The organism is Halochromatium sp. (genome assembly GCF_046541315.1).
Classification (GTDB): Bacteria; Pseudomonadota; Gammaproteobacteria; order Chromatiales; family Chromatiaceae; genus Lamprobacter.
This window is the reverse complement of the sequence record NZ_JBKHDN010000034.1, coordinates 1-18,035: the sequence shown is the minus strand read 5'-3', so window position 1 is coordinate 18,035 and position 18,035 is coordinate 1. Positions and strand designations below refer to the sequence as shown.

Here is an 18,035-nt window from a genome sequence, read left to right as displayed (position 1 = left end):
ATTGCAGTTCTAATAATCAAAGTCGCTTGAGTGGCTTCCTATACAGCGTCTGAACTACGACGAAAAAAAGCCAACCTATACCACCAGCGGCTATGGCTTGACCCGCGCGATCGCGCGCATAGCACCGGAATGGACGCCCGCCTTCCTGCAGAAATGCCAGATGTTCATGGCGCAACGCGCGGTGCATCTGTGGCGGGTGGATGTTGCTTGAGGGGGCTTCTCTCGTCTTGCGCGACCGACCCAACTGCTCGGGGGCGTTGTTCTCAACAGCCTGCCGCTCAATCTTTCATTTTCAACGATTCCCGTTTACTGCTATCATCATTCTTCAATACCGCCATCTCCGCTGATCTAATTTAATGAGCAGTTACCTGTATCCATGTTACAAGTTATATCCAAGTCACCAGGAGATTTAGGTTCTGCAGTAATCTCATCATCATCGCCGATACCTGTTGGAGTAGTAATTGTTTTACATGCGCTTATTTCAGGAGCCTTGAACGTATAATCAGAATCAAGCGTTTTATTAGCAAGCTCTGACTTCGCGTAGGCAGCAGCCTCGGCCAAGCAGGCCTTTTCAGCGGACGCTATTTGGAATGCTTGATAAGAAGGCACCGCGATCATCGCCAGGACGCCAATAATCGCCACAACGATCATCAGTTCGATCAAGGTGAAACCAGCCTGATCTCTCTTCATCTGACACCTCTTTATGATGGACGCATGCAGAGCACTCTCGGGGAGAGAGAAGATATTGCGCTCTACCGGGCAGTGCCGGCAAGCATTCCTTGCACGCAGTCACGGTCAGGGTATTGCTTCACAGCCACCAACGGCGGATCCCGGGTGATCATCGCCGCTGATCGCCACCCGCCCCAACTCCGGAGGACCTCCCCATGCCCGATCAACCCGTCGCCATCGTCACCGGCGCCTACCGTGGCCTCGGTCTCGAGACCTGCCGCCAGCTCGGCCGGCGAGGCTTTCAGGTCGTGCTCAGCGCGCGACGCAGAGCCGAAGGCCAGGCCGCCGTCGATGCGCTGGTCGAGGAAGGACTGACCGTCAGTTTCGATCTGCTGGACGTGACTGACGAGGCCTCCCGCCTCAGGCTGCGCGATCGCGTTCAGCAGGAATTCGGGCGCCTGGACGTGCTGGTCAACAACGCGGGCATCTTTCCCGATCCACCACCGGGCGATCCGCAGTCGAGCATCCTGCGATCCGATCTCGAACCAATCCGGCGCGCCTTCGAGACCAATACGCTCGCCGCCTTGCGCCTGTGCCAACTGTTGATCCCGCTGATGGGCGAGGAAGGGCGCATCGTCAACATCGCCTCCGGCATGGGCCAGCTCAGCGACATGAATGGCTTTTGCCCGGCCTATCGGCTATCGAAGACCGCCATGAACGCCGTCACGCGCATCTTCGCCGATGAACTCGGCGCCGACAGCGGCATCAAGATCAATTCGGTCTGCCCCGGCTGGGTGCGCACCGAGATGGGCGGAGCGAACGCGCATCTGAGCATCGAGGAGGGCGTGAAGGGCATCCTCTGGGCCGCGACCCTGCCGGCGGATGGCCCGAGCGGCGGCTTCTTCCGTCACGGCGAACCGATTCCCTGGTGATGCGCGGATAAAAAAGGCCCGGCAGGGGGAATGCCGGGCCGAACTGTCTCTTGAGAGAGAGACGAGGAGGACACTGAGTCGACAGGCCACGGTTGCAGCCTGTCAGGATTGGTCAAGGGTCAACGCATGCAGGCGTTCGCAGGCATCCATCGATGGCTTCCCGATCTGCGCGCAGGGTCAGCCGCTGACGATCCCTGAACGGTCGTTGCGCGAGAGGGCCTGTTGCTCCGGGCAATCATCGGGCAGCGGGCGGCGCCTTGGGCGATTTCCGTCGATCGCCTCAATGCATGAACAGGCCGCCATTGACCGGCAGATTGGCGCCGGTGACATAGCCATTGGCCTCGTCGACCAGGAACGCGACCGCGCTCGCGATCTCGTCCGGGCGGCCCATGCGACGCATCGGCACGCTAGCGACGATGGCCTCGCGCACGTCATCGCGCATCGCCAGGGTCATCGGCGTTTCGACATAGCCCGGCGAGACCGTGTTCACGGTGACGCCCTTCGCCGCGCCTTCTTGCGCCAGCGTCATGGTGATGCCGTGCATGCCGGCCTTGGCGGCGGCATAGTTGGCCTGACCGAACTGGCCGCGCTGTCCGTTCACCGAGGAGATGTTGACCACGCGTCCGAAGCCGGCCTCGAGCATGTCTTCCCAGACCTGACGGGTGACGTTGAAGACACTGCCGAGATTGACCTCGATGACCGCGCGCCACTGCGCCGCGTCCATCTTCTTGAAGGTCTTGTCGCGGGTGATGCCGGCACAGTTGATCAATGCCGAGACCGGTCCCTGATCGGCCTTGATGGTCGCGATCATCCGCCCGCAATCCTCGAAATCGGAGACATCGGCGGCGATGGTGTCGACGCGCAGGCCCTCGCCGGCGAGATCGTTGCGCCAGGCCTGCGCGGCCTCTCGCTCGGACGGGTGATGATTGGCCACCACGCGCCAGCCGTCTTGCACCAGGCGCCGGCAGATCGCGGTGCCGATACCGCCGATGCCGCCGGTGACCAAGGCCACCCGGCCTGCCCCCGCGCCAGCACCCGGCTGTCCGGCGGTCGCTGTGTTTGAATCAGTCATAGTCGTCATTCCCGAGTCTGTGACGAGCGATGCGGGAGCCAAACCGGTGCTGGGCGAGTCCGAGGCATCGGGTTCGCCCAGCGCCCGCAGCTCAATCCCAAGGCTCGCCCTTCAGGCCTTGGCGGTCGCCTCGACCAGGCCGCCGCCCTTGCGCATCTCGGCCATGGTGGCCTCGAACCAAGCGCGATACTCGTCGCGAGTCTCGTTGGCAAGCTGCAAGTTGGTCTTGGACTCGGCCATCATCTGCTCGCTGGCGTCCTTGGTCATGTCGACCTGAGCCTTGTACAGATCGCTGTAGCCACGCGCCTCGGTGGCCGCGCGCATCAGCTTGGTGCCCTGCTCCATCCAGCGGCCGAACAGATCCATCTGACGGGTCGCCATGCGCTCGGCGACCTTCATGTTCAACTCGCCCAACGCGGTCATGCGCTCGACGCTGTTGTTGGTGAGGTCGTTCAGGGTCTTCATGTTGTCGTTCAGGGTCATCGCGGTGCTCCGGTTTGTGCAGTGCAGCATTTGTTGCAATGCACAATAGTATCGGCCCGTACTCCTGTCAAGGTCTCCCAAGAGAAAAATGTTGCACTGCAACATGCAACATCCTCGGTTCAGGCTCGATTCAGGCTCGATCAGCCCTGCCGCGGGTCATGTCAACAACCCGCTCATCCGCAGCATGCCAAGACGCCGCCGGGGCGACGCCATACCCGAGTAATCCACACAACCAATAGGGATTCGATGATGGATCGCATCAACATTTTTAAGGGTTCGGTAGGGCCATCAGGCGTACCCTAGCCGCCATTGCTGATGGACCGACGTGGAGAGGCGATCCATGCGCCGCGCGCTGGCCTCGGAGGCAATGACAATAAGATTAAGCCGCCACACGCCGTCACCCGCGGCGGCGGCCAACACGAAGACAAGACTGAGGAAGACACCCCCGATGGCACTCGACCAATCCGTCCGTTACGCCGATCTCAGCCTGCGCGAAGACGATCTGATCGCCGGCGGCAAGCACATCCTGTGCGCCTATAAGATGAAGCCGCAGCCTGGCTATGGCTACCTGGAAGCCGCCGCCCACTTCGCTGCCGAGTCCTCCACCGGCACCAATGTGGAAGTCTGCACCACCGACGATTACACCAAGAATTTCGACGCCATCGTCTACCTCATCGACGAGGCCACCGAGGAGATGCGCATCGCCTATCCGATCGACCTGTTCGATCGCAACATGACCGATGGCCGCATGATGCTGGTGTCCTTCCTGACCCTGACCATCGGCAACAATCAGGGCATGGGCGACATCCAGCACGCCAAGATGTACGACTTCTACATGCCGCCGCGCGCGATCCAACTGTTCGACGGCCCCGCCAAGGACATCTCGGACATGTGGCGCATCCTCGGCCGGCCGACCAAGGACGGCGGCTACATCGCCGGCACCATCATCAAGCCCAAGCTCGGCCTGCGCCCGGAGCCGTTCGCCGCCGCCGCCTATCAGTTCTGGCTCGGCGGCGACTTCATCAAGAACGACGAGCCGCAGGGCAACCAGGTGTTCTGCCCGGCCAGGAAGGTCTATCCGCTGGTCTATGATGCGATGAAGCGGGCGATGGACGAGACCGGCGAGGCCAAGCTGTTCTCGGCCAACATCACCGCCGACGATCACTTCGAGATGTGCGCGCGCGCCGACTTCATCCTCGAGAGCTTCGGCCCCGACGCCGACAAGGTCGCCTTCCTGGTCGACGGCTATGTCGGCGGCCCCGGCATGGTGACCACCGCCCGCCGGCAGTATCCCGGTCAGTACCTGCACTATCACCGCGCCGGTCACGGCGCCGTCACCTCGCCCAACTCCCAGCGCGGCTACAGCGCCTATGTGCTGGCCAAGATGGCGCGCCTGCAAGGCGCTTCCGGCATCCACGTCGGCACCATGGGCTACGGCAAGATGGAAGGCAGCAAGGATGATCGCAACATCGCCTACATCATCGAGCGCGACAGCTACACAGGCCCTGCCTACCATCAGGAATGGTACGGCATGAAGCCGACCACGCCGATCATCTCCGGCGGCATGAACGCGCTGCGCCTGCCCGGCTTCTTCGAGAATCTCGGCCACGGCAACGTGATCAACACCGCCGGCGGCGGCTCCTACGGCCACATCGACAGCCCGGCCGCCGGCGCGCTCTCGCTGCGTCAGGCCTACGAATGCTGGAAGGCCGGCGCCGACCCGATCGAATGGGCGCGTGAGCACAAGGAATTCGCCCGCGCCTTCGCGTCCTTCCCGCAAGATGCCGACGAGATCTATCCCGGCTGGCGCGACAAGCTCGGCGCCTCGGCCCACAAGTAAGCGGCGACCGCATCGACGCCCCCGTTCCAGCGGGGGTATTTGTGACCAGCGACACGGCGGTGACGATGAGCGAGCACGACCAGTACCTCATCCAGCAGGAACCCTTCTACCAACCACTGCACGACGAGGTGCAGCTGTACCGGGCGGCCTGGGACGAGCGTCTGCCGGTGATGATCAAGGGTCCGACCGGTTGCGGCAAATCCCGCTTCGTCGAATACATGGCCTGGACGCTGGGACGCCCGCTGATCACCGTCGCCTGCAACGAGGACATGACCGCGTCCGACCTGATCGGGCGCTACCTGCTCGACGTCGGCGGCACGCGCTGGCTCGACGGCCCCTTGACGACGGCCGCGCGCATCGGCGCCATCTGCTATCTCGACGAGATCGTCGAGGCGCGCCAGGACACCACGGTGGTGATCCATCCGCTGACCGACCACCGCCGCACCCTGCCGCTGGACAAGAAGGGCGAGTTGGTCCAGGCGCATGCGGACTTCCAGCTGGTGATCTCCTACAATCCCGGCTATCAGTCGTTGATGAAGGATCTCAAGCAGTCGACCAAGCAGCGCTTTACCGCGCTGCACTTCGACTATGCCGACAGCGACACCGAGGCCGCCATCATCGCCCGCGAGACCGGCATCGCCGGCGAGCAGGCGGCGCGCTTGGTGAAGATCGCCGAGGCGGCGCGTAACCTCAAGGGGCATGGTCTCGACGAGGGCGTCTCGACCCGGCTGCTGGTCTATGCCGCCCGCCTCATCGGCCGTGCGATCGCGCCGCGCCTCGCCTGCCGCATGGCCCTGGTCGACCCCATCACCGACGATGCCGAGATCCGCGACACCCTCTATCACGCCATCGACGCCGTGTTCGGCACCGATTGATCCGGGATGACCGGCTTCGACGACCGCCTGCCGGCCTATCGCGCGCGGCTGGCGTGCAATTTCCCGCAGATCGAGCCGATCCTCGCCGACTGCCTGCGCGACGCCGAGGCGCGGCTCTCGCAACAGGGCCTGGCGGACTATCTCGACGGCGCCTCCCTGGTGTGCATGATCGGGCGCGGCGTCGAGCCGGTGTTGATCTACCTGCAAGAGATGCCGCGCATCGCCGAGCGCCTCGGCGAGGACAGCCTGGAACTGGTCTCACGCAGCGTCTGGCGCCTCTCGCGCACCCCCAACGGCGGCGCCATTCCGGTGTTCATGCAGAGCATCGCTGGCGTCACCGCCCGACTCGGTAGCTACGAGCTGTTCGAGCGCACCATCGACCTGCTGATGGACTTCGCCCGCCGCACCAGCTCCTCGATCCACGGCAACCAGTCCGCGACCCTGCCGAGCCCGAGCCTGCCGCTGTTGCTCGAACGCTTGCCGCAACTGCTCGGCGAGTTGTCGCTGACCGGCCTGCGCCATTGGATCGACAACGGACTGAAGCATTTTCTCGCTCACCCCGAGCGGCAAAAGGACTACTTCAGCCTGCAATCGGCCGACAGCCGCGCGGTCCTCCAGCGCGAGCGCCACGGCACCCTGCTCGCCGATCACGAACGCTCGCTCGAACTGTATTTCCGCGCCCTGTGGCAAGAGCCGGACCTCTTCATCCCCTACTCCTCGGCCTTCGATCAGCTGCGCAAGCCGACGCCCTATTACGACGCGCTCGGCATCCGCCTGCCGGATGCCTACGATGACCGCGCCGGCGTCAGCGGGCTCGACCGCTATCGCGCCCTGCTCGCCCACATCGCCGCGCACCGGCGTTGGAGCGGCTCGATCGTCGCCGACAACTACAGCCCGTTTCAGCGCCTCGCCATCGACCTGTTCGAGGACTGCCGGGTCGAGCACCTGGCCCTCCAGCAGTATCCCGGCCTGCGCCCCCTGTGGCTGGCCTTGCATCCGCAACCCGCCGAGGATGCCTGCGATCCGCAGCAACACTCCTGCATTCGCCATCGCCTGGCGCTGTTCTCGCGCGCGGTGCTGGACCCGGACCACGGCTATCGCAACCCGGACCTGTTGGACTTCGTCGCGCGTTTCCACGCCCTCATGGCGCAGCCAGGCCACAACACCGAGGACGCCGCCGCGCTCGCCGTCGCCTATATCGCCCGCACCCGCCGCCAGTCCGACCTCTCGGCCCAGGTCTTCTTCACCGACACCGAGGTCGATTATCGCGACGACAACCGCCACCTTTGGCGCTACATCGAAGCCGGCGACGAGGAGGAGTCCTTCGCCGAGCCGCCGCGTCGCCGCGCGGAAGAGCCGGAACGGCTGCCGCCCCGGCATTACCCGGAATGGGATTATCAGGGCAAGCATTACCGGCCGGATTGGGTCAGCCTCTACGAGGGTCTGCATCCGTCCGCCGACGCCGCCTTCATCGACCGGCTGCTCGCCCGCCATGCCGGCCTGGCCAAGCGTCTGCACCAGCTCCTCGAACGGCTCAAGCCGCAGTTCGCGGTGCGCGAGCGTTACCAGGAAGACGGCAGCGAGCTGGATCTGGATCTCGCCATCCGCGCCCTGACCGACCTGCGCGCCGGCAGCCAGCCCGACCCGCGCATCAACATGAGTCACCGCACCGATGGCCGCGATATCGCGGTCACCCTCCTGCTCGATCTGTCGGAGTCGCTCAAGGAAACCCCCGAGGGCTGCTCGCAGAGCATCCTCGAACTGAGCCAGGCCGCCGTCGCCCTGCTCGGCTGGGCCATCGAGGCCCTGGGCGACGAATTCGCCATCGGCGGCTTCTCCTCCAACAGCCGCCACGAGGTGCGCTATCTGCACATCAAGGGCTTCAGCGAGCCCTGGGGCGCGGCTGTCAAGGCGCGGCTGGCGGCCATGCAGGCGGGCTGGTCGACGCGCATGGGCGCGGCCCTGCGCCATGCCGGGCACGGCCTGGCGCGGCGCACGGCGGAGAAGAAGCTGCTGTTGATCTTAAGCGACGGCGAACCGGCGGATATCGACGAGAGCGATCCGCAGCGCTTGATCGAAGACGCCCGCAAGGCCGTGCAAGAGCTGAGCGCCGCCGGCGTCTACAGCTACTGCATCAATCTCGACCCCTGCGCCGACGATTACGTCGGCACCATCTTCGGCCGTCACTACAGCGTCATCGACTGCGTCGAGCGTCTGCCCGAGCGCCTGCCTCAGCTGTTCATGAGTTTGACGCGGTAGACGCTGTCTCGCGGCCTCCGAACGCCCAAGGCCATTCGGGCACGAAAACAGCCGCTGCGATTTGGATCTCAGGGGGCTTGCTAGCGCGGCTCGGAAGAATCGGCATCCTCGCGCGGCTTGCCGTCGTCGAATCCCGCCGCGCGCAGGAACTCCTTCTGCGCATTGGCCCAGAGTTCGAGGTTGCGCTCGGTCATGCGGCCGATGAGTTCGAACGGCTTGGTGCCCAGATCCTCGGCCAGGTGCTGTTGCTGGCGGGCGAAGGCCTCGAGCGATTGCTCCAGGTAATGGGCGAACATCCCCTGCATGGTGCCGCCATAGAAGCGGATGATCTGCGCCAGCATGTTGGCGCTGAACAGCGGCTCGCCGCCGGTCTCTTCCTCGAGCATGATCTGCAAGAGGATCGAGCGCGTGAGATCGGCATCGTTGGCGGTATCCAAGACCCGAAACGGCGTTCCCTGCATCACCAGCGCGCGCACGTTCGCCAACGTGATATAGCGGCTCAACTCGGTATCGTAGAGCCGCCGGTTGGGATATTTCTTGATGATGCGCTCGGCGGTCATGGCGATCCCTGAGCTGCGCTGTCACTGGAGGATCGGTCAGTCTAGCCCAGCTCGAAGGCCTGCGAACTGTGTGGGATCAACAGCCGGCGCGTTCCAGACCGCCATCATGGGCACGCTAGGATCGCTGCCGGCTCGTCGACTCAGTCGCGCGCCACCGCCAAGGCCACGCCCTGACCGCCGCCGATGCAGAGCGTCGCCAGGCCCTTTTTCGCGTCACGCCGCTGCATCTCGTGCAGCAGGGTCACCAGCACGCGGGCGCCGGAGGCGCCGATCGGATGGCCGATCGCGATCGCGCCGCCGTTGACATTGACCTTGTCCGCGTCCCAGCCCATCTCCTGATTGACCGCGAGCGCCTGCGCGGCGAAGGCCTCGTTGGCCTCGATCAGATCCAGCTCGGCGGCGGTCCAGCCGGCCTTCTCCAGGCACTGGGTCGAGGCCGGGATCGGGCCGGTGCCCATGATCGCCGGATCGACGCCGGCGCTGGCGAAGGCGACGATCCGCGCCAGCGGCGTCAGCCCAAGCGCCTTCGCCTTCGATTCGCTCATCACCAGCACGGCGGCGGCGCCATCGTTGATGCCGGAGGCATTCCCCGCCGTCACCGTGCCGTCCTTGTCGAAGGCCGGGCGCAATTTGCCCAACGCCTCGGCGCTTGCGCCCGCGCGCGGGAACTCGTCGCGAGCGAAGATCACCGGATCGCCCTTGCGCTGCGGCACCGTGACCGGCACGATCTCGTCGGCGAAGCGATTGGCCGCCTGCGCCTGCTCGGTCTTCTGCTGCGAGGCGGCCGCGAACCGATCCTGCAACTCGCGCGAAAAACCGTACTGCTTGGCGATGTTCTCGGCGGTAACGCCCATGTGGCACTGGTTGAAGGCATCCATCAGGCCATCGCTGAGCATGGTATCGACCATCGGCCAGTCGCCCATGCGCTGGCCCTGGCGCGAGCCGGGCACCACGTGCGCGGACTGGCTCATGCTCTCCTGACCGCCGGCGATCACCACCTCGGCCTCGCCGAGCGCCACCGCCTGCATCGCCAGATGCACCGCCTTGAGCCCGCTGCCGCACACCTTGTTGATGGTCATCGCCGGCACCTGGTGCGGCAGGCCGGCGTTGAGCGCGGTCTGGCGCGCCGGGTTCTGACCGACGCCCGCCGCCAGCACCTGCCCCAAGATGACCTCATCGACCTGCTCCGGGTCGAGTCCGGTCTTTTCCAGCAGTGCCTTGACCACGGTGGCGCCAAGCGCCGTCGCCGGCAGCGAGGCCAGGCTGCCGCCGAAGTTTCCGACCGGGGTGCGCACGGCGGCGACGATCACGACATTGTCTGGCATGGGAGGTTCTCCTTCGGATAAGGCTCAAGGTAAAGATCAGGCTCATCGGGCAGGCACCCTGAGGTTCCAGGTTGCATCGTTCGGGTCACGGATCATGCCCCGCGCCAAGCAGCCTAATGCGTTCGTTCGCGGTGTATCGTTAGTGATGTGCAGGAATTGCGCAAGCCTGACCGGGTCCGGATAGACGGATAACCACGCGCGGCGCTGAGTCTACGGCCTTTTGTTGCAGTGCACAAACTTCCGTGCTAGCTTCGTCCGCACACGATCCGAGGAGACCCTGGCAGGGTTAAGCAGCATGGCACAAAACATCTTCTTCGACGACAGCTGGCTCAAGCTGCAACGCGACTATTGGGACGGACTGGCCAGGATGGGCCGACAGGCGATGGGCGTGGACAGCGGCCGAGCCCAGAGCGGCAGCGCCGCATCGGCGCCCTGGCTGGCGGCGATGGAGCAATGGTGGAAGGCGCTCGCCCCGGCAGCCAATAATCCAGCGCGCGATTTCATGCAGCGGTTGATGGACCAGGGTCAGGCCTACTTTAGCCTCGCCGAGCAGTTCACCAAGGGCCTCGGCGACGCCGGGTTCGGCCCGGGCAGCCAAGACGGTGACGCTAGCCGCGCCTGGGACTGGCTGAATCGGACCATCGAGGAGATGCAAAAGGGCTTCAGCGGGGTCGGCGCCGAGCAAGACGAAAACCTGCGTCGCATGCTCGGCTTCTGGGAGATGCCGCTCGACAACTGGCAGCGGATGATGTCGTCGCTCTCGCCGACGATGCCCGGCGACCTGCTGCGCAACATGCCGCACGGGATGATGCGCGGGCCGCTGCAAGAGGGCCTGGAGCAGATGCTCTCGGCGCCCGGCCTCGGCTACACGCGCGAGGAGCAGGCCCAGTACCAAGACCTGATGCGCGCCGGCCTCGACTACCAGCGTGCCTTTCAGGACTACAGCGGCTTCTTCAATCAGCTCGGCATCAAGGCCCTGCACCGGCTGCGCGATCTGTTGCAGCAGAAATCCGAGGCCGGCGAGACCATCGACTCCGCCCGTGGCCTCTATGACACCTGGGTGAACTGCTGCGAGGCGGTCTATGCCGAAGAGGTCTTGACGCCCGAGTATTCGCGCGTTCACGGCCACCTGATCAACGCCCAGATGGCGCTCAAGCAGCGGCTCTCGGCGCTGGTCGACGAATCGCTCGGGGCAATGAACATGCCGACTCGCGGCGAGCTGCGCACCCTACAGGATCGCGTGCAGGAAACGCGGCGCGAGAACAAGCGGTTGCGCCAGGAACTCGACCAGATCCAGCGCCGGCTCGCCACCCTGCCTGCAGGCGCATCGGCGGGTGCGCCGACTGGCGGCAATGCCAGCGCCAGCACCAGCCCTGCGAGCGCCAGCCATGCGAGCGCCGATTCGACGACCGCCGGGACGTCGACCACTGGGACGTCGACCACCGGCACGACGAAGAAGACCGGCACCCGCAAGAAGACCGCCGCCAAGCCGAGCGCCAAATCCAGCGGCAGCTGATCAGCGCATGCGGCAGAGGCCAACCGACCAGCAGCCCGCCACCCAGCAACCCGGGCAACCCGGGCAACCCGGACAACAGTGGCAACAGTGGCAACAGGGGCAACAGGGGCCGGGCGATGACCCGACCGCTCGCCGCGCCCGTCACGCGCTGCAGCGCCTCGCGCCAAACCGCCGCGCCGTCCCCGACCCAACTCCCAACAACACCACGGACACCGCCAAGACGGATCCGCACCAGCCATCGACACAGGAGCGCCGCCGCATGTTTCCCATCGATATCCGCCCCGACAAGCTCGGCGAGGAGATGCTCGACTACAGCCGCAAGCTCGGTCAGGGCATGCAGAACCTGCTCGACGCCGGTGACATCGACAGCGGCGTCAGCCCCAAGGACGCGGTCTACCGCGAGGACAAGCTGGTGCTCTACCGCTACCAGCGCCCGGCCGACGTCGCCCAGCAGGCGATCCCGCTGCTGGTGGTCTACGCGCTGGTCAACCGGCCCTACATGACCGACATCCAGGAAGACCGCTCGACCATCAAGGGCCTGCTCGCCACCGGCCAGGACGTCTACCTGATCGACTGGGGCTATCCGGACCAGGCCGACCGCTCGCTGACCCTCGACGACTACATCAACGGCTACATCGACCGCTGCGTCGACCATATCCGCCGCACCCACGGCGTCGACAAGGTCAACCTCCTCGGCATCTGCCAGGGCGGCAGCTTCAGCCTGATGTACTCGGCGCTGCATCCGGACAAGGTGCGCAACCTGGTGACGATGGTCACCCCGGTCGACTTCAAGACCCCGGACAACATGCTGTCGGCCTGGGTGCAGCATGTCGATGTCGATCTCGCCGTCGACACCATGGGCAATATTCCCGGCGAGTTATTGAACTGGAGCTTCCTGTCACTGAAGCCGTTCAGCCTCACCGGCCAGAAATACATCAACATGGTCGACATGCTCGACAAGCCGGAGAAGGCGAAGAACTTCCTGCGCATGGAGCAATGGATCTTCGACAGCCCGGACCAGGCCGGCGAGACCTTCCGTCAGTTCATCAAGGACTTCTACCAGCAGAACGCCTTCATCAACGGCACCGCCCGGGTCGGCGAGCGTCCGGTGGATCTCAAGCAGATCCGCTGCCCGGTGCTCAATATCTACGCGCTGCAAGACCATCTGGTGCCACCGGATGCCTCCAAGGCGCTCAACGGCCTCACCGGCAGCGAGGACTACACCGAGCTTGCCTTCCCCGGCGGCCACATCGGCATCTATGTCAGCGGCAAGGCGCAGAAAGAGGTCACCCCGGCGATCGGGGAGTGGTTGAACGCGCGCTGAGATCGATCCTCAGGGAGCCATAGAGGGCGCGAGACGCGGAGAATCCCGGTGCAATCAGCCGGGGAATTGGTGGATAATCCCCGCCAATGCCGAAGGATCGTTCCGCCACCGCGAATCGAGATGGTGGATGCCCCTATTGCGGCTATCCGGAGGCATCCTGGTGTCCGGATCGCACAAGTCTGGACAATCGCCAAGGCTAACTGAGCCTTTCGTGGGTGCGCTTGGGCGATCCAAGCAAGGGCGCGCGGCAGACATTCACCCACACCGGACATCGCCATGCGCATCAACAAGCCCGTCACCCAGCACCGCGTCCCGGTTCCAGCCGATGCGACCATCCTCTCGACCACCGATCCCAAGGGCCGGATCACCTACATCAACGAGGAATTCGAGCGGATCAGCGGCTACAGCCGGACCGAGTTGCTTGGACAGGCGCACAACATCATGCGCCATCCGGATATGCCGCGCACGGCCTATCAGCAGATGTGGTCCTGCCTGCGCGCGGGGCGCTCATGGATGGGCATGGTCAAGAACCGCTGCAAGAATGGCGACTATTATTGGGTGCACGCCTACGCGACGCCAATCCTCAACGAGCATGGCGAGATCGTCGAGATCCAGTCCGTGCGCCTGGCCCCGCCGAGCGAGATGGCGGTGGAACGCGCCACGGCCATCTACGCCCAGCTGCGCGCCACCGAGCCGGACCAAGGCGAATTGCCTCCAATGCCCGAGACGCGCCCCTCCTTCGGTCTGCGCGGACGACTGCTGGCGCTGCTGCTACCGGCCCCCTTGGTGGCCAGCCTCGCCGCGCTTGCCGGCCTCCCGCCCCTTGTGCTGGCAGCGCTCAGCATCGTCGCTGCGGCGTTGAGTGCCTATGGCTTGCTGCGCCTGTGGCGAGCACTCGCGGCCACGGTGAGCGCGGCGCAACAGCTGATCGACGATCCGCTGGCCGAGCGGATCTACAGCGATCGCAACGACGAGATCGCCCACCTGCAACTGGCCACGCTGAAACTGCGCACCGAGATGTCGGCGGTGCCCAAGCGGCTTGCGAACGTCACCGATTACCTCCAGCAGGTCAGCGGTCAGGCCGGCGAGGCGGTCGCCGAGAGCCGCGCCCAGGCCCAGCAGCAAACCGAGGAAACACTCCAAGTCGCCGCCGCCATGGAGGAGATGGCGCAAAGCGTGCAGGAGATCGCGCGCAATGCCTCGGTTGGCGCTCAGATCAGCGAGCAGGTGCGCGAGCAAGCCGATCGCGGCATGGACACCGTTCAGCAGAGCACCGAGGCCGTGCGCGCGCTGGTCGAACGCATCCAGGGCTCCTCGCAGGTGACCCATCAAGTCGCCGAGGAGGCCAAGCGCATCGGTGCCGCCCTCGATCTGATCCAAGAGATCACCGAACAGACCCATCTGCTCGCCCTCAACGCCACCATCGAGGCGGCACGCGCCGGCGAGGCCGGGCGCGGCTTCTCGGTGGTCGCCGAGGAGGTGCGCGTGCTCGCCGACCGGACCTCGGTCGCCACCGACGAGATCAAGACCATCACCGACTCGCTGCAGGCAGGCACGCATCGGGCCGTCGTCGCCATGGGCGAAAGCAGCGAGCGCGCCGCGCACAGCCTGACCCTGGCCGATGAGTCCCATAACGCGCTGGAAGCGATCCGCGCCGCCGTCGCCTCGATGCAGGAGATGAGCCTACAGATCGCCAGCGCCACCGAGCAGCAGAGCGCCACCACCGAGGAGATCAACCTCAACATCAACAATATCGATCGGCTGGCCAAGCAGGTCCAGGATTACACCGAGCAAGCCGGCAAGCGGGTCAGCGAATTGAGCGAACACATCGACCACGCGGCTCGCCTCGCCTGCCGCTTCGCCCATCCTTAGGGCGAGGGGGCTGACATCGGCTCAGCGCCTCAGCAGGATCAGCGTCAGGTTGTCATGCCCGCCGCGCTCCAGCGCCGCCGCGACCAGCGCCTGCGCGGCTGGCTCGGGCGCATTGGCAGCCTGGATCAGGCCGCCGATCTCAACATCGCTCAGCTCCCCATTGAGTCCATCGGTGCAGAGCAGGAGCCAATCGCCCCGGCTCCAATCACCGCTGACATGATCGGCATCGATTGCCGGGGTTGCGAATCCGCCCAAGGCGCGCGTGAGCCGATGGCGATCAGGATGGCTGCCGGCCTGCTCCGGGCTCAGCGAGCCTTGATCGATGAGCGACTGCACGACCGAATGATCGCGGGTGCGCTGGCGCAGCGATTGGCCTTGGTCGAGGCTGTAAGCACGGCTGTCGCCCACCCAGGCCAGCTCATAGCGGTGGCGATCGAGGCGCAACGCAACCGCAGTGGTGCCCATCCCCGGGCTGCCCCGGCCCGCGGCTGCGGCATCCAAGATCGCCCGATGGGCGCCATCGAGCGCCTCGGTCAGGGCGGCGCCTCGGCGCACCTCAGCGACGATGGTCTCGACGGCGATGGCGCTCGCCACCTCGCCACCGGCGACACCGCCCATGCCGTCCGCCACCACCCAGAGACCAAGCTCGGGCCGCGCGGCATAGGCATCCTCATTGTGCGAGCGCACAAGGCCGGTCTCGCTGAGGCAGGCGACCTCCGGCGGCTGTAGCAGATGCGGATCGGAGGCTGTCATGATCACGTGGCTGCGCTCTGCTCAGTCCAATGGTAAGGCGGTCCGCTCGATGACCTGGCGCAGTACAAAGCTCGAATGGACGCCGGAGACGCCTTCGATGCGGGTGATCCTGTGCAGCAGGAGATCCTGGTAGGCCTCCATGTCACGCACGATCACCTTGAGCTGATAATCGGCATCGCGACCGGTGATCAGCGAGCACTCGAGCACCTCCGGCAGCGCCGAGACCGTGGCGTCGAAGTTCTCAAAGCGCTCCGGCGTATGCCGATCCATCGAGATGCTGATGAAGGCGATCAGCGTCAACCCGAGCTTCTTGGCGTCGACCATCGCCCGATAACCGGCGATGATGCCGGCCTCCTCCAATGCCCGCACCCGCCGCAGACAGGGCGACGGCGACAGGCCGATGCGATCGGCCAGCTCCTGATTGCTGATGCGCCCATCGGCTTGCAGGATCTCGAGGATGCGGTGGTCGTAGCGGTCGAGTGTCATGTCGATTGAGCGCTTGACGGAGGAAATAGATCAGGGATGCGCATCGACTCATGGGCATAGGCCAATCCTGTGCCGGGGTCTTCGCTCGATAATACCTGCTCATCAGATCGAGCCCATCAGATTGAACAACGAGCGCTCCGTCTATCAGGCACCTAGCGCTTGGTAGCGCGCGCTTCTCGGCGAGCGCCGCATGCTCCGGCAAGCGCCTTAGCGCAGCCCTTAAGTACCCAGCTGCGGAGCCATAGTCGCGCTGCTGCTCACAGACCTGGATCAAGCGCAACACCACCTCAGGCCCCCCGGCTAGGGTCGTCAGCACGCGCCCGACGCGCGGCCTGTTGCTCCCAGGCGCCAGCGATGAGTGCCTGGGTGGTCGCGTAGGCATCGCGGCAGAGCGCGATGAAGGCCGTCTCAAGCTCCGGCCTTGGCCAGACACCTGTTGCCGGTGTCAGCGGCCCGACGCCAAGCTGATAATCGGCCAGGGTATCGATATACCGCCTACGCTCGCGGACATCGATCACCACCGGCAGATGCCCGGACCGCAACAGGGGTAAGTTGGCGAGCAACCGCGCCAGGCGCCCATTGCCGTCCCAGAACGGATGGATGTGCACGAAACCGAGATGCAGCCTCGCGTAAGCGATCAGTGCTGCCTCTTCGTCCAGCGGCGCCGCCCCCAGGCGATTCAGCTCCGCGAGCCAAGCGTCCATCAACGCCGGCACGTCAGCCGGAGCCGCGTATTCGATGAAGGTCTGCCGACCATCCTCAGTCACTGCGTAGGTTCCGTTAGGCTCGAGCTTCCAGGCACCGATCGGCTTGTAGATGTCGGTGACGACGCGCGTCTGCACCGCGCGATGCAGATCGAAGAGCTGCGCTGGCGTCACCGGCCGCGCCGGCCAGTCATTGAGTAGTCCGTACAGCAGCTCGATCGCGCGGGCGTGGCCAACCACCTCTTCGTGATCCTTCAGCGGCTTGCCGGAGACCGTGAGCCCCTCCTCAATGACGAACTTGGTCTCGCCGAGGGTCAGGGTGTTACCTTCCAGCGCCGTGGAGCCATGGGTCCAGAGATCCCGCACCTGGGCCAGCAGCGAACGCTGGAGATCTGGGTCCAGACCTGCGAGGGGCGCAAGCTTCGGCAAAGGCATGCTCATATACTGCGTTGCTTGAAAGTTACGACCGCGCTCAGATGGTGCGCTCCTGCCAGTCCGTGACCTCGACCAAGCGCTGTTTGGCGCGAACCTCCTCGACCACGACCGATAATCAGAGGCACCGAAATCAAGGGCGTAAACCGACGTTCTGGCAGCACGGCAAGAATCTGAAAGCTCGCTCCATTGCGGCTCCGCAGTCCCGCCACACTGACGCTGGTGTCCACGACCACGCGCACTGGACTTACTCCCCACGCCGATACGCCCGAAGGATCAGATCGGGATCACCTGGCACCCCAGTTTGAGCGCAGCCATCACATCCTTAGAGCGTTCCTCGGTGTGACAAACGGCGGCGCGTCCTTCGTGCTCGCTCGCCGGATCATGGGCATTCAGCATCAATCCTCCCGCAGCCTCGAAACGACGGCACTATTGCGAGTCTAGACGAGGTCGCTCGCCACGGCCGCTCATATTCCGATCAACGATGCCTGGATACTGATTGCGCGATTATTGCAGGAAAACCGCTTTGAGCGACATCAGATTGCTAATCTTGCGCGCAAGAACGACAAGATCGCAAGCATCTATCAAGCCCGTTAGCGCATTCTATCAACCGTCGGCCACGAGCTGGCAGTCAAGTGATCCGAAGAACCAGCCCACAAGGCAGGGTTCACGGACAGGTACCGGAAGCCTCTGATCGGCAACCCTCGATCCAGGTGTCTGATCAACCGTCGCAACCCGACCGACTGATCGAGCCCGGTAACCACTCACCTTATAGCCATTCGCCCTGACGCGCGGACACGAACACCCCATGGAATCTGGGCTTTTGGGTCCTTGTTGTCCGGCAATCAGGTCGAGCGGCCATATCGTACTCGCGACCCTCAGAGCCCCGATCTAGATGCGGAAGGAGAATCAACATGCCCGCCCATCACGTCA

15 protein-coding genes are annotated in these 18,035 nt (G+C 64.7%); 7 read left to right on the top strand and 8 right to left on the bottom strand.

Going from position 1 to position 18,035, the window contains the following annotated elements; all coding sequences use genetic code 11:
• Nucleotides 1-348: 348 nt before the first annotated feature.
• The gene (locus tag ACLFQI_RS04205) at nt 349-690 is read right to left on the bottom strand and encodes a prepilin-type N-terminal cleavage/methylation domain-containing protein (protein WP_410757624.1); all 342 of its coding nucleotides are present in this window, start codon (nt 688-690) and stop codon (nt 349-351) included.
• A gap of 194 nt (nt 691-884) precedes the next feature.
• Between ACLFQI_RS04205 and ACLFQI_RS04200 the strand changes: the two genes are divergently transcribed.
• The gene (locus tag ACLFQI_RS04200) at nt 885-1,601 is read left to right on the top strand and encodes an SDR family oxidoreductase (protein WP_410757622.1); all 717 of its coding nucleotides are present in this window, start codon (nt 885-887) and stop codon (nt 1,599-1,601) included.
• Nucleotides 1,602-1,881: 280 nt separating this feature from the next.
• Here ACLFQI_RS04200 and phbB read toward each other — a convergent pair whose 3' ends face one another.
• Nucleotides 1,882-2,673 carry an acetoacetyl-CoA reductase gene (phbB, locus tag ACLFQI_RS04195; protein WP_410757621.1) on the bottom strand — a complete coding sequence of 264 codons (792 nt, stop codon included), beginning with the start codon at nt 2,671-2,673 and terminating at the stop codon, nt 1,882-1,884.
• A gap of 111 nt (nt 2,674-2,784) precedes the next feature.
• Entirely contained in the window at nt 2,785-3,156 is a 372-nt protein-coding gene (locus tag ACLFQI_RS04190) for a phasin family protein (RefSeq protein WP_410757619.1), read from the bottom strand.
• Between the two features lie 448 nt (nt 3,157-3,604).
• Between ACLFQI_RS04190 and ACLFQI_RS04185 the strand changes: the two genes are divergently transcribed.
• The 3 genes from ACLFQI_RS04185 (at nt 3,605) to ACLFQI_RS04175 (ending at nt 8,130) form a co-directional block, all read left to right on the top strand.
• Nucleotides 3,605-4,996 carry a ribulose-bisphosphate carboxylase gene (locus ACLFQI_RS04185; protein ID WP_410757617.1) on the top strand — a complete coding sequence of 464 codons (1,392 nt, stop codon included), beginning with the start codon at nt 3,605-3,607 and terminating at the stop codon, nt 4,994-4,996.
• A 65-nt stretch (nt 4,997-5,061) separates the two neighbouring features.
• Nucleotides 5,062-5,871: a CbbQ/NirQ/NorQ/GpvN family protein gene (locus tag ACLFQI_RS04180; protein WP_410757616.1), complete on the top strand. Its 810-nt coding sequence runs from the start codon at nt 5,062-5,064 to the stop codon at nt 5,869-5,871.
• A 6-nt stretch (nt 5,872-5,877) separates the two neighbouring features.
• The gene (locus ACLFQI_RS04175) at nt 5,878-8,130 is read left to right on the top strand and encodes a nitric oxide reductase activation protein NorD (RefSeq protein ID WP_410757614.1); all 2,253 of its coding nucleotides are present in this window, start codon (nt 5,878-5,880) and stop codon (nt 8,128-8,130) included.
• Nucleotides 8,131-8,210: 80 nt separating this feature from the next.
• Here ACLFQI_RS04175 and phaR read toward each other — a convergent pair whose 3' ends face one another.
• Together phaR and ACLFQI_RS04165 are read right to left on the bottom strand one after the other, a co-directional pair.
• The gene (gene phaR, locus ACLFQI_RS04170) at nt 8,211-8,690 is read right to left on the bottom strand and encodes a polyhydroxyalkanoate synthesis repressor PhaR (protein ID WP_410757612.1); all 480 of its coding nucleotides are present in this window, start codon (nt 8,688-8,690) and stop codon (nt 8,211-8,213) included.
• Between the two features lie 140 nt (nt 8,691-8,830).
• Complete coding sequence (locus tag ACLFQI_RS04165) at nt 8,831-10,015, bottom strand: acetyl-CoA C-acetyltransferase (RefSeq protein WP_410757610.1); 1,185 nt, start codon at nt 10,013-10,015, stop codon at nt 8,831-8,833.
• Between the two features lie 295 nt (nt 10,016-10,310).
• On the opposite strand from ACLFQI_RS04165, the gene phaE reads away from it, so the two are divergent.
• The 3 genes from phaE to ACLFQI_RS04150 all read left to right on the top strand — a co-directional run bounded on the left by phaE (nt 10,311) and on the right by ACLFQI_RS04150 (nt 14,727).
• Nucleotides 10,311-11,531 (top strand): class III poly(R)-hydroxyalkanoic acid synthase subunit PhaE, encoded by a 1,221-nt coding sequence (phaE, locus tag ACLFQI_RS04160; protein ID WP_410757609.1) that lies wholly within the window; start codon nt 10,311-10,313, stop codon nt 11,529-11,531.
• A 259-nt stretch (nt 11,532-11,790) separates the two neighbouring features.
• Nucleotides 11,791-12,855: a class III poly(R)-hydroxyalkanoic acid synthase subunit PhaC gene (locus tag ACLFQI_RS04155; RefSeq protein ID WP_410757608.1), complete on the top strand. Its 1,065-nt coding sequence runs from the start codon at nt 11,791-11,793 to the stop codon at nt 12,853-12,855.
• 276 nt (nt 12,856-13,131) lie between these two features.
• Nucleotides 13,132-14,727 carry a PAS domain-containing methyl-accepting chemotaxis protein gene (locus ACLFQI_RS04150; RefSeq protein WP_410757606.1) on the top strand — a complete coding sequence of 532 codons (1,596 nt, stop codon included), beginning with the start codon at nt 13,132-13,134 and terminating at the stop codon, nt 14,725-14,727.
• A gap of 21 nt (nt 14,728-14,748) precedes the next feature.
• On the opposite strand, the gene ACLFQI_RS04145 is transcribed toward ACLFQI_RS04150, so the two are convergent.
• From ACLFQI_RS04145 to ACLFQI_RS04135, 3 genes are all read right to left on the bottom strand, one after another.
• Nucleotides 14,749-15,480, bottom strand: a complete 732-nt coding sequence (locus ACLFQI_RS04145) for a PP2C family protein-serine/threonine phosphatase (protein WP_410757625.1) — start codon at nt 15,478-15,480, stop codon at nt 14,749-14,751.
• Nucleotides 15,481-15,501: 21 nt separating this feature from the next.
• Nucleotides 15,502-15,966 (bottom strand): Lrp/AsnC family transcriptional regulator, encoded by a 465-nt coding sequence (locus ACLFQI_RS04140; RefSeq protein WP_410757604.1) that lies wholly within the window; start codon nt 15,964-15,966, stop codon nt 15,502-15,504.
• A 287-nt stretch (nt 15,967-16,253) separates the two neighbouring features.
• The gene (locus ACLFQI_RS04135) at nt 16,254-17,105 is read right to left on the bottom strand and encodes a Fic family protein (protein ID WP_410757603.1); all 852 of its coding nucleotides are present in this window, start codon (nt 17,103-17,105) and stop codon (nt 16,254-16,256) included.
• Between the last annotated feature and the right edge of the window lie 930 nt (nt 17,106-18,035).